Annotated in this window: 10 protein-coding genes; 9 read left to right on the top strand and 1 reads right to left on the bottom strand. The window is 64.6% G+C overall.

Features of this window, described 5'->3' with window-relative positions:
- Positions 1-100: 100 nt before the first annotated feature.
- From KH389_RS03920 to KH389_RS03905, 4 genes are all read left to right on the top strand, one after another.
- The gene (locus tag KH389_RS03920) at positions 101-697 is read left to right on the top strand and encodes a 50S ribosomal protein L25/general stress protein Ctc (protein ID WP_043864327.1); all 597 of its coding nucleotides are present in this window, start codon (positions 101-103) and stop codon (positions 695-697) included.
- A gap of 75 nt (positions 698-772) precedes the next feature.
- Positions 773-1,357 (top strand): aminoacyl-tRNA hydrolase, encoded by a 585-nt coding sequence (gene pth, locus KH389_RS03915; RefSeq protein WP_043864326.1) that lies wholly within the window; start codon positions 773-775, stop codon positions 1,355-1,357.
- Between the two features lie 21 nt (positions 1,358-1,378).
- Positions 1,379-2,479, top strand: coding sequence for a redox-regulated ATPase YchF (ychF, locus tag KH389_RS03910; RefSeq protein WP_054916246.1), 1,101 nt, complete (start codon positions 1,379-1,381; stop codon positions 2,477-2,479).
- 179 nt (positions 2,480-2,658) lie between these two features.
- Positions 2,659-4,863: an OsmC domain/YcaO domain-containing protein gene (locus KH389_RS03905; RefSeq protein WP_213606908.1), complete on the top strand. Its 2,205-nt coding sequence runs from the start codon at positions 2,659-2,661 to the stop codon at positions 4,861-4,863.
- A gap of 99 nt (positions 4,864-4,962) precedes the next feature.
- Here KH389_RS03905 and metE read toward each other — a convergent pair whose 3' ends face one another.
- A complete protein-coding gene (gene metE / locus KH389_RS03900) occupies positions 4,963-7,251 on the bottom strand; it encodes a 5-methyltetrahydropteroyltriglutamate--homocysteine S-methyltransferase (RefSeq protein WP_213606907.1) in 2,289 nt (762 codons plus the stop codon).
- A 208-nt stretch (positions 7,252-7,459) separates the two neighbouring features.
- Between metE and KH389_RS03895 the strand changes: the two genes are divergently transcribed.
- The 5 genes from KH389_RS03895 (at position 7,460) to KH389_RS03875 (ending at position 14,072) form a co-directional block, all read left to right on the top strand.
- Positions 7,460-8,836 carry a pyridoxal-phosphate dependent enzyme gene (locus tag KH389_RS03895; RefSeq protein WP_043864322.1) on the top strand — a complete coding sequence of 459 codons (1,377 nt, stop codon included), beginning with the start codon at positions 7,460-7,462 and terminating at the stop codon, positions 8,834-8,836.
- Positions 8,833-9,999: a trans-sulfuration enzyme family protein gene (locus KH389_RS03890; RefSeq protein WP_104572250.1), complete on the top strand. Its 1,167-nt coding sequence runs from the start codon at positions 8,833-8,835 to the stop codon at positions 9,997-9,999. The genes KH389_RS03895 and KH389_RS03890 overlap by 4 nt, the downstream gene beginning before the upstream one ends.
- A gap of 101 nt (positions 10,000-10,100) precedes the next feature.
- Positions 10,101-10,631, top strand: a complete 531-nt coding sequence (locus KH389_RS03885; protein ID WP_043864320.1) for a sigma-70 family RNA polymerase sigma factor — start codon at positions 10,101-10,103, stop codon at positions 10,629-10,631.
- Complete coding sequence (locus tag KH389_RS03880; RefSeq protein WP_238596461.1) at positions 10,628-11,596, top strand: FecR domain-containing protein; 969 nt, start codon at positions 10,628-10,630, stop codon at positions 11,594-11,596. The genes KH389_RS03885 and KH389_RS03880 overlap by 4 nt, the downstream gene beginning before the upstream one ends.
- A gap of 85 nt (positions 11,597-11,681) precedes the next feature.
- Complete coding sequence (locus tag KH389_RS03875) at positions 11,682-14,072, top strand: TonB-dependent siderophore receptor (protein ID WP_043864319.1); 2,391 nt, start codon at positions 11,682-11,684, stop codon at positions 14,070-14,072.
- Positions 14,073-14,078 lie beyond the last annotated feature (6 nt).

The following is a 14,078-nucleotide window of genomic DNA, read 5'->3' as shown; positions in this document are numbered from 1 at the left end:
CCCGCCCCAGCACTGGTTGTTGGGGCGGGGCTTTTTTGCCCTCCCCGGTTTGGCGCTGGTCGCAAACGCCGCCGGGGTCTGGCTATTTTGGAGAAACAACATGACTGATTTCACTCTGAACGCCCAAGCGCGTACCGACCTGGGGAAAGGTGCGAGCCGCCGCCTGCGTCGTCTCGCCGCCCAAATCCCTGCCGTTGTCTACGGTGGTGACAAAGAAGCGCAATCCCTGACCATCGTGGCCAAGGAAATCGCCAAGCTGTTCGAAAACGAAGCTGCCTTCAGCCACGTGATCGAACTGAACGTTGACGGCACCAAGCAGAACGTCATCGTCAAGGCCCTGCAGCGTCACCCAGCCAAGCAGTTCATCATGCACGCCGACTTCGTGCGCGTTGTTGCTGGCCAGAAACTGACCGCTATCGTTCCTGTGCACTTCGTCAACGAAGAAGCACCGGTCAAGAAAGGCGGCGAAATCTCCCACGTAGTGTCGGAGATCGAAGTTTCCTGCGAAGCCAAAGACCTGCCTGAGTTCATCGAAGTCGACCTGGCCAAGGCCGAAATCGGCACCATCATCCACCTGTCGGACCTCAAAGCTCCGAAAGGCGTAGAGTTCGTCGCTCTGGCCCACGGTGATGACAAGGCTGTTGCAAACGTTCACGCTCCGCGTGTTGCGCCTGAAGCAGAAGGCGCTGCCGAGTAATCCACTCGACACGCCGGCGTTGACCGGGTTGCAGCCCCGCGCTGCAACCCACAACTCCAAGGAAGAGCCCCTGACGTGACCGCCATCCAACTGATCGTCGGCCTGGGAAACCCCGGCCCCGAATACGAACAGACCCGGCATAACGCAGGGGCTCTTTTCGTGGAACGCATTGCCAGCGCCCAGCGCGTCAACCTGACCGCTGACCGCAAGTATTTCGGCCTGACGGCTAAATTCAGCCATCAGGGCCAGGACGTTCGTCTGCTGATCCCCACCACCTACATGAACCGCAGCGGCCAGGCCGTTGCTGCACTGGCGAACTTCTTCCGCATCCCGCCAGATGCCATCCTGGTGGCCCACGACGAACTCGACCTGCCCCCCGGCGTCGCCAAGCTCAAGAAAGGCGGCGGCCATGGCGGGCACAACGGCCTGCGCGACATCATCGCGCAGCTGGGCAACAACAAAGACTTTCACCGTCTGCGGCTTGGCATCGGCCACCCGGGTGACAGCACCAAGGTGTCCGGTTTTGTCCTTGGCAAGGCGCCCCGCGCCGAGCAGGAAAAACTCGATGCCAGTATCGATTTTGCCCTCGGCGTGCTGCCGGACATCCTCGCCGGCGATTGGACGCGTGCGATGAGAGAGCTGCACAGCCAAAAGGCCTGACTCCACGAAGAGGGATTCACCATGGGTTTCAATTGCGGCATCGTCGGCCTGCCCAACGTCGGCAAGTCCACCCTGTTCAACGCCTTGACCAAATCCGGCATCGCGGCAGAAAACTTCCCCTTCTGCACCATCGAGCCGAACAGCGGCATCGTGCCGATGCCCGACCCACGTCTGGATGCCCTGGCTGCGATCGTCAAGCCCAACCGCGTGCTGCCGACCACCATGGAGTTCGTCGACATCGCCGGCCTGGTGGCAGGTGCGTCCAAGGGTGAAGGCCTGGGCAACAAGTTCCTGGCCAACATCCGTGAAACCGATGCCATCGCCCACGTGGTCCGCTGCTTCGAAGACGAGAACGTGATTCACGTCTCCAACAGCGTCGACCCCAAGCGCGACATCGAGATCATCGACCTGGAACTGATCTTCGCCGACCTGGACAGCTGCGAGAAGCAACTGCAGAAGGTCGCGCGCAACGCCAAGGGCGGCGACAAGGATGCCCTGGCACAAAAGGCCATCCTCGAGAAGTTGATTGCGCACTTCACCGAAGGCAAGCCGGCGCGCAGCCTGATGAAGACCATGGCCGACGACGAGAAGGCGCTGGTACGCGGTTTCCACCTGCTGACCAGCAAGCCGGTGATGTACATCGCCAACGTTGCCGAAGACGGCTTCGAAGACAACCCGCACCTGGACGTGGTCAAGGCCATTGCCGAGGAAGAGGGCGCGATCGTGGTACCGGTCTGCAACAAGATCGAAGCCGAGATCGCCGAGCTGGAAGACGGTGAAGAGAAAGACATGTTCCTCGAAGCCCTGGGCCTCGAAGAGCCAGGCCTGAACCGCGTGATCCGTGCCGGTTACTCGCTGCTCAACCTGCAGACCTACTTCACGGCCGGCGTGCAGGAAGTGCGGGCCTGGACCGTTCGCGTGGGCGCCACCGCGCCTCAGGCGGCCGGCGTGATCCACACCGACTTCGAAAAGGGCTTCATCCGTGCCGAAGTGGTCGCCTACGACGACTTCATCCAGTACAACGGTGAAAGCGGCGCGAAGGAAGCCGGCAAATGGCGTCTGGAAGGCAAGGACTACATCGTCAAGGATGGCGACGTGATGCACTTCCGCTTCAACGTCTAAGCCCCGAGCCGGGTCGCCACGACGCCCGACGCACACCAAACCCCTTGAGCGTTTACGCCTCAGGGGGTTTTGTTTTTACCGGTGTCGGTCACGCCTTCGGGTGACATGCCAAGACTTCCGGGCAAAAAGCCGGATAATGGCGGCCAATTCGTTTCGCACTTTCAGCACGGTATTCCCGCATGGAAATCAAGGTCAATTTTCTCGACAACCTTCGACTTGAAGCCAAGTTCGATGACTTCACGGTGGTGGCCGACCAACCCATCCGCTACAAGGGCGATGGTTCGGCACCCGGCCCGTTCGACTATTTCCTGGCCTCCTCGGCCCTGTGCGCGGCCTACTTCGTCAAGCTGTACTGCGAAACGCGCAACATCCCCACCGACAACATTCGCCTGTCGCAGAACAACATCGTCGACCCGGAAAACCGCTACAACCAGATCTTCAAGATCCAGGTCGAGCTGCCGGCCGACATCTCGGCCAAGGACCGCCAGGGCATCCTGCGTTCCATCGACCGCTGCACCGTGAAGAAGGTGGTGCAGACCGGTCCCGAGTTCGTGATCGAGGAAGTCGACAACCTCGATGCCGACGCCCAGGCCCTGCTGATGCTGGACGCCCAGGCGCAGACGCGTACCGTGATCGCCGGCAAGGACCTGCCGCTGGAACAGACCATCGCCAACATGTCGGGCATCCTCGCCAGGCTTGGGATGAAGATCGAGATCGCCTCGTGGCGCAACATCGTGCCCAACGTCTGGTCGCTGCACATCCGCGATGCGCATTCACCCATGTGCTTCACCAACGGCAAGGGCGCAACCAAGGAAGGCGCACTGGCCTCGGCACTGGGCGAGTTCATCGAACGCCTGAACTGCAACTTCTTCTACAACGACCAGTTCTGGGGCGAGGACATCGCCAACGCCGACTTCGTGCACTACCCCGACGAGCGCTGGTTCAAGCCGGGCCGCAAGGACGCGCTGCCGGCCGAGATCCTCGACGCCCACTGCCGCGACATCTACAACCCCGACGGCGAACTGCGTGGCTCGCACCTGTACGACACCAACTCGGGCAACACCGAGCGTGGCATCTGCGCCCTGCCCTTCGTGCGCCAGTCCGATGGCGAGGTGGTGTACTTCCCGTCCAACCTGATCGAAAACCTGTACCTGAGCAACGGCATGAGCGCCGGCAACACGCTGGCCGAGGCGCAGGTGCAGTGCCTGTCGGAGATCTTCGAGCGCGCGGTCAAGCGCGAGATCCTCGAAGGCGAGCTGGCCCTGCCCGACGTGCCGCAGGACGTCATCGCCAAGTACCCCGGCATCCTCGCCGGCATCCAGGGCCTGGAGGCCCAGGGCTTCCCGGTGCTGGTCAAGGATGCGTCGCTGGGCGGTGAGTTCCCGGTGATGTGCGTGACCCTGATGAACCCGCGCACCGGCGGCGTGTTCGCCTCGTTTGGCGCGCACCCAAGCTTTGAAGTGGCGCTGGAACGCAGCCTCACCGAGCTGCTGCAAGGGCGCAGCTTCGAGGGTCTGAATGACCTGCCGCAGCCGACCTTCGAAAGCCAGGCGGTGACCGAGCCGAACAACTTCGTCGAGCACTTCATCGACTCCAGCGGCGTGGTGTCGTGGCGCTTCTTCAGTGCCAGGGCCGACTTCGAGTTCGTCGAGTGGGACTTCTCCGGCCAGGGTGAAAACTCCAACGCCGAAGAAGCTGCCACCCTGTTCGGCATCCTCGAAGGCATGGACAAGGAAGTGTACATGGCGGTGTACGAGCACCTGGGTGCCACCGCCTGCCGCATCCTGGTACCGGGCTACTCGGAGATCTACCCGGTCGACGACCTGGTGTGGGACAACACCAACAAGGCGCTGCTGTTCCGTGCCGACATCCTCAACCTGCACCGCCTGGACGATGACGCCCTGCAAGCGCTGGTCGAGCGCCTCGAAGACAGCGAACTGGACGACTACACCGACATCACCACACTGATCGGCATCGAGTTCGACGACAACACGGTGTGGGGTCAGTTGACCATCCTGGAGCTCAAGCTGCTGATTCACCTGGCGCTGGAGCGTTTCGAGGAGGCCAAGGAGCTGGTGGAGACCTTCCTGCAGTACAACGACAACACCGTCGAGCGCGGGTTGTTCTACCAGGCGTTGAACGTGGTGCTGGAAGTGGTGCTGGACGACGAGATGGCGCTTGAAGACTACGCCGTCAACTTCCGGCGCATGTTCGGGGACGAGCGCATGGATGCCGTACTGGGCTCGGTGGATGGCCGCGTGCGTTTCTACGGCCTGACCCCCACCAGCATGAAGCTCGAAGGTCTGGACCGTCACCTGCGCCTGATCGACAGCTACAAGAAGCTGCACGCGGCACGTGCCCGTGCGGTAGCGGGCACACGCTGATACAACGCCGATCCTGCAGGCCATGGCCTGCAGGATCGGCGTTGCCAGGCTTGTTCGTTCGCCAACAGGTCGTGGTGGCGGCCAACAAGCCTCGAACGATCATCCCAGCTCGTTGCGCAACAAGCCGGCAGCACTCACCATGTTCGCCAGCGCCGCCTCGGTTTCCGGCCAGCCGCGGGTCTTCAGGCCGCAGTCCGGGTTGACCCACAGGCGCTCGACCGGAATGCGCCGGGCAGCCTTGCGCAGCAGCTCGGCCATTTCCGAAGCCTCCGGCACCCGGGGCGAGTGGATGTCGTAAACCCCCGGGCCGATCTCGTTCGGGTAGTGGAAGGCTTCGAATGCCTCCAGCAGTTCCATGTCCGAACGCGAGGTTTCGAGGGTGATCACGTCGGCATCCATGGCGGCAATCGATTCGATCACATCGTTGAACTCGCTGTAGCACATGTGGGTGTGGATCTGGGTTTCGTCGCGCACGCCCGAGGCGCACAGGCGAAACACTTCGGTAGCCCAGTCCAGGTACTGCTGCCACTGCGCCCGGCGCAGCGGCAGGCCCTCGCGAAACGCCGCCTCGTCGATCTGCACGATCTTGATGCCGGCCGCCTCCAGGTCCACCACTTCATCGCGGATGGCCAGCGCCAGTTGCCGCGCCTGCACCTCGCGCGACACATCTTCACGCGGGAACGACCACATCAGCAGGGTCACCGGCCCTGTCAGCATGCCCTTCATCACCTTGTCGGTCAGGCCCTGTGCGTAGCGGATCCACTCCACCGTCATGGCATGCGGTCGACTCAGGTCGCCGAAGATCACCGCCGGTTTCACACAGCGCGAACCGTAGCTCTGCACCCAGCCGAAGCGGGTGAACACGTACCCATCGAGCTGCTCGGCAAAGTACTCGACCATGTCGTTGCGCTCGGCTTCACCGTGCACCAGCACGTCCAGGCCCAGGCGCTCCTGCACCTGCACGGCGTGGCGAATCTCGCTGTGCATCGCCTCCACGTATTGGCCCTCGCTCAGCTTGCCCTGCTTGAACGACTGGCGTGCCAGGCGAATGGAACCGGTCTGCGGGAACGAACCGATAGTGGTGGTCGGCAACAGCGGCAGGTTCAGGCGGGCACGCTGGCGGGCGATTCGCGTGGCAAAGGGCGAGTGGCGCTGGCTGTCCTTCTCGCTGATGGCGGCCACACGGGCCTGCACCGCCGGCTTGTGGATGCGCGTGGAGGCAGCGCGGCTGGCCTGCACTGCACGGCTGCGGGCCAGGGCCTGCACCACCGGGGCCGCCTCGGGCTGGTCGAGGGCATGGGCCAGGATCGCGACTTCCTCGCACTTCTGCACGGCAAAGGCCAGCCAGCTCTTGAGCTCGGCATCGAGGGCGTCTTCACGGCCCAGGTCTACCGGGCTGTGCAGCAGCGAGCACGACGGCGCCACCCACAGGCGCTCGCCCAGGCGTTCATGGGCGTGCTGCAGCACGGCCAGGGCCTTGTCCAGGTCGCAGCGCCACACGTTGCGGCCGTTGACCACACCCAGCGACAGCACCTTGTAGGCCGGCAGGCGGTCGAGAATGGTCGGGTACTGCTCGGGGGCGCGCACCAGGTCGATGTGCAATCCGTCGACCGGCAGGTTGGCTGCCAGCCCCAGGTTCTCCTCCAGGCCACCGAAGTAGGTGGCAACCAGCTTTTTCAGCGGGTCGCGCTGGATCAGGTTGTAGGCACGCTCGAAGGCGTTCTTCCACGCCTGCGGCAGGTCCAGCGCCAGGATCGGCTCGTCGATCTGCACCCACTCCACACCCTGTGCCGCCAGGCGCTGGAAAATCTCGCCGTACAGCGGCAGCAGGCGCTCGAGCAGCTCGAGCTTGTCGAAGTCGCCGCCCTTGGTCTTGCCCAGCCAAAGGTAGGTCAGCGGGCCAATCACCACCGGCTTGACGTCGTGGCCCAGGGCCCTGGCCTCGGCCACTTCCTCGAACAATTGTTCCCAGCCCAGGCTGAACTGCTGGTCGGCGCTGAATTCAGGCACCAGGTAGTGGTAGTTGGTGTCGAACCACTTGGTCATCTCCTGGGCATGCGCACCGCCACAACAGCTGTCGCTGACGCCACGCGCCATGCCGAACAGGGTCTGCAGGGTGGCCTTGCCGTGCTGCGGGCGAAAGCGCTCGGGCACCACGCCGAACATCAGCGAATGGGTCAGTACCTGGTCGTACCAGGCAAAATCGCCCACCGGCAGCAACTGGATGCCGGCCTGGCGCTGCAGGGCCCAGTGGGCCTTGCGCAGTTCGCTGCCCACAGCACGCAGGCCCGCCTCGTCCAGCTCGCCTTTCCAGAACGCTTCCTGCGCCTTTTTCAGTTCGCGGTCGCGACCGATACGGGGGAATCCGAGTGAGTGGGCCAATGCCATGACAATGCTCTCCTTAGGGGGTGATGGCAGCCATTGTCGTCAGGGCCGCAGAATGAGACAAACTCATTTAATTTCACATCAAATCAAGTTCTGCTCATGTAAAGACATCGACAGCGCTGCGCCTGGAGGCGCAACCGGCTGGCCGGACAGGGTTGCGAGGCCCCTGATCTGCGCCTAAGGTCAAACGACCCCGAAGCGAGATGACGTCATGCCCAACGCCTCGAACCCCGCCGTACTTGCCCTGATCGGCAACACCCCGATGGTGCAGGTGAGCCGCTTCGATACCGGCCCCTGCACACTGTTCCTCAAACTCGAATCACAGAACCCCGGCGGCTCGATCAAGGACCGCATCGGCCTGGCCATGATCGATGCCGCCGAGCGCGACGGGCGCCTGCGCCCCGGCGGCACCATCGTCGAGGCCACCGCCGGCAACACCGGCCTGGGCCTGGCGCTGGTCGGGCGGGCCAAGGGCTACCGGGTGGTGCTGGTGGTGCCCGACAAGATGTCCACCGAGAAGGTGCTGCACCTCAAGGCCATGGGCGCCGAGGTGCACATCACCCGCTCCGACGTCGGCAAGGGCCACCCCGACTATTACCAGGACGTGGCCGCACGGCTGGCGGCGGACATCCCCGATGCGTTCTTCGCCGACCAGTTCAACAACCCCGCCAACCCGCTGGCCCACGAGACCAGCACCGCCCCGGAAATCTGGGCGCAGACCCAGCACGATGTGGACGCCATCGTGGTCGGCGTGGGCTCGGCCGGCACCCTTACCGGGCTGACCCGTTTCTTCAAGCGCGTACAGCCGGGCCTGGCCATGGTGCTGGCCGACCCGGTGGGCTCGGTGATGGCCGAGTACAGCCGCAGCGGCACCCTGATCACGCCTGGGGCGTGGGCAGTGGAAGGCATCGGCGAGGACTTCGTGCCCTCGATCGCCGACCTCTCCAGCGTGCGCCAGGCCTACTCGATCAGCGACGAAGAAAGCTTCGAGCATGCGCGTCAGCTGCTGCGCGCCGAAGGCATTCCGGGCGGCTCCTCCACCGGCACCCTGCTGGCCGCCGCGCTGCGCTACTGCCGCGAGCAGACCGAACCCAAGCGGGTGGTCAGCTTTGTGTGCGACACCGGCACGCGCTACCTGTCCAAGGTCTACAACGACCAGTGGATGACCGACCAGGGCCTGCTGCAGCGCACCCGCTACGGCGACCTGCGCGACCTCATCGCGCGCCGCTTCGAGGATGGCCGGGTGATCAGCGTGCGCCCCGACGACACCCTGCTCACTGCCTTCCAGCGCATGCGCCTGGCCGACGTGTCGCAATTGCCGGTGCTGGTCGACGGCCAGCGCCTGGTGGGCGTGATCGATGAATCCGACATCCTGCTGGGCATGCATGAAGACCCGTCGCACTTCTCCCTGAGCGTGGCCAGCGCCATGACCGACCAGCTGGAAACCCTGCCGCCGTCTGCCAGCCTGGCGGCGCTGCAGGCCGAACTGGACCGTGGCCTGGTGGCGATCATTGCCGACGCCTCGGGCTTTCACGGCCTGATCACCCGTGTCGATATGCTTAACCACTTGCGCAGAGCACTCCCATGACCCAGCACGACAAGACCGCCTTCGCCACCCGCGTGATCCATGCAGGGCAATCGCCCGACCCATCCACCGGCGCGCTGATGCCGCCGATCTATGCCAACTCCACCTACATCCAGCAGAGCCCCGGCGTGCACAAGGGCCTGGACTACGGGCGCTCGCACAACCCCACGCGCTGGGCACTGGAGCGCTGCGTGGCCGATCTGGAGGGCGGCACCCAGGCGTTCGCCTTCGCCTCCGGGCTGGCGGCGATCTCGGCGGTGCTCGAACTGCTGGATGCCGGCTCCCACATCGTTTCGGGCAATGACCTGTACGGCGGCACCTTCCGCCTGTTCGAACGGGTGCGTCGGCGCAGCGCCGGGCACCGCTTCAGCTTCGTCGACCTGTCCGACCTTGCCGCGTTCGAGGCAGCGTTGCAGGACGACACGCGCATGGTGTGCATCGAAACCCCGAGCAACCCGCTGCTGCGCCTGAGCGACCTGGCGGCCATCGCACGCCTCTGCCGTGCACGCGGCATCCTCTGCGTGGCCGACAACACCTTTGCCAGCCCATGGATCCAGCGCCCGCTGGAACTGGGTTTCGACATCGTGGTGCACTCGAGCACCAAGTACCTCAACGGGCATTCGGACGTGATCGGCGGCATTGCCGTGGTGGGTGACAACGCCGAGCTGGCCGAGCGCCTGGGCTTCATACAGAACGCAGTGGGCGCCATCGCCGGCCCGTTCGATGCCTTCCTCACCTTGCGCGGGGTCAAGACCCTGGCCCTGCGCATGGAGCGCCACTGCAGCAATGCCCTGGCGCTGGCGCAGTGGCTCGAACAGCAACCGCAGGTGGCGCGTGTGTACTACCCCGGCTTGCCTTCGCACCCGCAGCACGCCCTGGCGCGCCAGCAGATGCACGGTTTTGGCGGGATGATCTCGCTCGACCTGGCTACCGACCTGGCCGGTGCCCGACGCTTCCTGGAACAGGTACAGATCTTTGCCCTGGCCGAAAGCCTGGGCGGTGTGGAAAGCCTGATCGAGCACCCGGCGATCATGACCCATGCCACCATCCCCGAGCAGACGCGCGCGCAACTGGGCATTGGCGACGCCCTGGTGCGCCTGTCGGTAGGCGTGGAAGACTTCGATGACCTGCGCGCAGACCTGGCCCAGGCACTCGCACGTATCTGACCCCCATCAGCGCAAGCCAGCCCCTTGCTTGCGCTGATTGCTCAATGCCCGCCGGCTGAATATACTTGATAACCATTCTCATTCGGTACGGGCGCCACACGATGACCTCCCCTCCTTGCGGCTACCGTACCAACGTGGCCAGCCTCTACAGCGACAATCACGGCTGGATCCAGCAGTGGCTGGCGCGGCGTCTGGGCAACGTGCACGATGCCGCAGAGCTGGCCCACGACGTATTCCTGCGCCTGCTCGCGCAACCGCGCGAGTTCAGTAGCGACGGGCATGCGCGGGCCTACCTGAGTACGGTGTCCAAACACCTGTATGTGGATTTCCAGCGCCGCAAGCAGGTCGAGCGTGCGTGGCAGCAGACGCTGGCCAACCAGCCGCAACGCATCGCCCCCTCCGAAGAGCACCAGGCGTTGATCCTGGAGACCCTGGGCCAATTGCAGGCCATGCTCGAACGCTTGCCGGCACCTGTGGCCGAAGCCTTTTGCCTGGCGCAATTGCAGGGCCTGAACTATCGCCAGATCGCCACGCAGCTGGGTGTAAGCGAACGCACGGTCACCAAGTACATGGCCCAGGCCATGCTCCAGTGCCTGCTGCTGGAAGTGGAGCTGGACGGGGCCTTGCTGTGAGCGCGGCCCTGGACTCTGCCACCCTGGAGCAGGCCGCCGACTGGTTCGCACGCCTGCGCGCCGCGCCAGCCGATGCGGCCTTGCGGGGCCAGTGGCAACAGTGGCTGGAACAACAGGAACAGCATCGTATCGCCTGGACCTACGTGGAGCGCATCAGCCAGCGCTTCGACAGCCTGCAACCGCAAGCCGGGGCGGCGCATCAGACGCTCGCCAGCCTGCGGCGCACGCAACGCTCCCGCCGCCAGGTGCTAAGCAGCCTGTGCGTGCTCAGCGGTGGGGCGACGCTGGGCTGGCTGGGCTGGCAACGCCACTGGGTGGACGACCTGCAAGCGCTCACTGCCGGCACCACCACCGCAGTGGGCGAGGTACGTCGCCAGGTGCTGGCCGACGGCACCCTCCTGTGGCTCAACAGCGCCACCGCCCTGGATGTACAACTGGACGGGCAGCGCCGGCTGCTGACCCTGTACAGCGGTGAAGTGCTGATCGAGACCGCCGCTGAGGCGCGGCCCTTCCAGGTGCAGACCCGGGCCGGCAGCCTGGTGCCCCTGGGTACGCGCTTCAGTGTGCGCCAGCAGGGCGCCCGCACCCTGCTCAACGTGTACGACGGCGCGGTACGCGCCACCTGTGCCGCCAGCGCAATACAGCGGGTGGCCAATGCGGGGCAGGGCCTGGGCTTCGATGCCAGCACCATGGCCGCCACCACGCCGGCCTGCGCCCAACGCCAGGCCTGGAGCCAAGGCCTGCTGGTGGCGCAGGACATGCCACTGGGGGATTTCATTGCAGAGCTGGCCGACCATCGGCGCGGGCACCTGGCGGTGAACCCGCTGATCGCATCGTTAAGGGTCATGGGCACCTACCCGCTCAACGATACCGACCAGGTGCTTGCCATGCTCGAAAGCGCCTTGCCGGTGCGAGTGTCGCGACGCTTCGACTGGTGGGTGACCCTGGAGCCTGCCGAAAAATAAAAAGCGTCAGGTGCTTCCGGTTTTTGCGGCTCATTCGAATTAGAGGAGAACACCCTTTCACCCCTGCGCGCCCGAAGGATTCTGCATGCCACTCGCCTCTGCCCCTGCCCTGTTGAAACGCCCCCTGGCCCTGCTCATTGCACTCGCCAGCGGCGCCGCCACCGCCGCGCCACTGGACATCCCCGCCGGCCCCCTGGCCAGCCAGTTGAACCAGCTGGCAAGCCAGGCCGGTATCTACCTGGCCAGCGACGCCGCCCTGACCGCCGGCAAACAGAGCCGGCCCGTGACCGGTGCAAGTACCCCTGAGCAGGCCCTGCACGGCATGCTTGCCGGCACGGGCCTGAGCGTGGTGCGCACTGGCGAAAACCGCTACCAGCTGATCACCGCCCCCACCGGCAACGCCGTGGAACTGGGCGCCACCAGCATCAACGGCGCAGGCCTGGGCGAGACCACCGAGAACACCGGCGCCTACACCACCGGCCAGACCCGCACCGCCACCAAGCTCGGCCTGTCATTGCGCCAAACCCCGCAGTCGGTCACCGTGATCCCGCGCCAGGTACTGGACGACCACAAGCTTGCCTCGCTCGACGATGTGGTCAAGTTCACCCCCGGCCTGTCGAGCAACCACCGCGACAGCGACCGCTATACCTTCTACTCGCGCGGTTTCCAGATCCAGAACATACAGTACGACGGCATCCCGACCCAGGTGGCCAACGAGTCGCAGCAATTCACCAGCACCCTGTCGGACATGGCGATCTACGACCGTGTCGAAGTGGTGCGCGGTGCCACCGGCCTGCTCAGCGGTGCGGGCTCGCCCTCGGCCACCCTGAACCTGGTGCGCAAGCGGCCCACGGCGGACTTCCAGGGCTACGTCTCGGGAGAAGCCGGGGCCTGGGACCGCTACCGGGGCGAATTCGACGTCGCCGGCCCGCTGACCGACTCGGGTGCGGTGCGCGGCCGCCTGGTCAGCGCCTATGAAACCGCCAACTCGTTCGTCGACTGGTACAAGACCGACAAGCGCGTGATCTACGGCGCACTGGATTTCGACCTGAGCGAAAGCACCCTGCTACGCGTGAGCCTGGACTACCAGAACAACAACTCCGACGGGGTCAGCTTCGGACACATTCCGCTGTTCAACAACAATGGCAGCGCGACGAACTTTTCCCGCTCGTTCAACCCCGGAGCCCGCTGGAGCTACCTGGACAACACCCAGTACAACTTCACCAGCGTGCTGGAGCAGAAACTCGCCAACGACTGGAGCCTCAAGGCGTCCTACAGCCACCAGTACGCCTACCGCCGCGGCGTGACCGGTTCGGCCAGTGCCGGGGCGCCCGACCCGCAGACCGGCGCCGGCGTGTCGATGTACATCAACCGCCTGGACAGCTACCAGACCCAGGACAACGCCGACCTGTACGCCAGCGGCCCGTTCGAGCTGGGTGGGCGCGAGCATGAACTGGTGGTGGGTGCCAACATCGCCTACACCCACCTCAACTACCCGACCTATCAACGTGCCAACCCGGCGGTCGACGATATCAACCAGTGGGATGGCAACCCGGGCGGCAAGCCGCACCTGTCCAAGACCGAAGAAAGCCTGACCCGCCTGAGCCAGTCGGGCACCTACACGGCCCTGCGCCTCAAACCCTATGACCCGCTGTCGATCATCCTCGGCACCCGGGTCAGTTGGTGGGACCAGAAAGACGACAGCAGCGACGAACTGACCGGCGCCAGCACCAGCCGCGACCGTACCAGAAAATCCGGCGTGGTCACCCCGTATGCCGGTGTGGTGCTGGACCTGAACGACACCTTCTCGGTGTACGCCAGCTACACCAACATCTTCCAGCCGCAGACCTACTACAAGACTGCCAGCAACACCTCGCTGGAGCCGCTGCAAGGCGACAACTACGAACTGGGCATCAAGGGCGAGTTCTACGACGGTGCGCTGAATGCGAGCCTGGCACTGTTCGAAGTGCAGCAGAAAAACACCCCGCAGTACGTCGGCGAGTCCCCCCAAGGGCGCGAAATCTACCGGGCCATTGCCGGTACCACCACGCGCGGCATCGAAACCGAAGTGTCCGGCGAAGTGTTGCCGGGCTGGAACATCATCGGCGGCTATACCTACCGTGAATCCCACGACAAGGACGGCAATCGGGTCGAAACCAACCAGCCGATGAACCTGTTCAAGCTCGGCACCACCTACCGCCTGCCGGGGCAGCTGAACCGCCTGACCGTGGGCGGCAACCTGGTCTGGCAGAGCGACATCTACGCGGTCAACGGCACCTACGGCACCAAGGCACACCAGGGTGACTACGGGGTGGTCGGGTTGCTGGCCAACTATGCGGTGGATGAACACCTCACGGTCGGCCTGAACCTCAACAACCTGTTCGACACCCATTACTACGACGGCCTGGGCACCTTCAACTCAGGCTCCTACGGCGAACCGCGCAATGCCATGGTGAATGCCAAGTGGACGTTCTGAGGCTGC

This window comes from Pseudomonas qingdaonensis, from assembly GCF_018398475.1.
Classification (GTDB): Bacteria; Pseudomonadota; Gammaproteobacteria; order Pseudomonadales; family Pseudomonadaceae; genus Aquipseudomonas; species Aquipseudomonas palmensis.
This window is presented reverse-complemented; position numbering and strand designations above follow the sequence as displayed.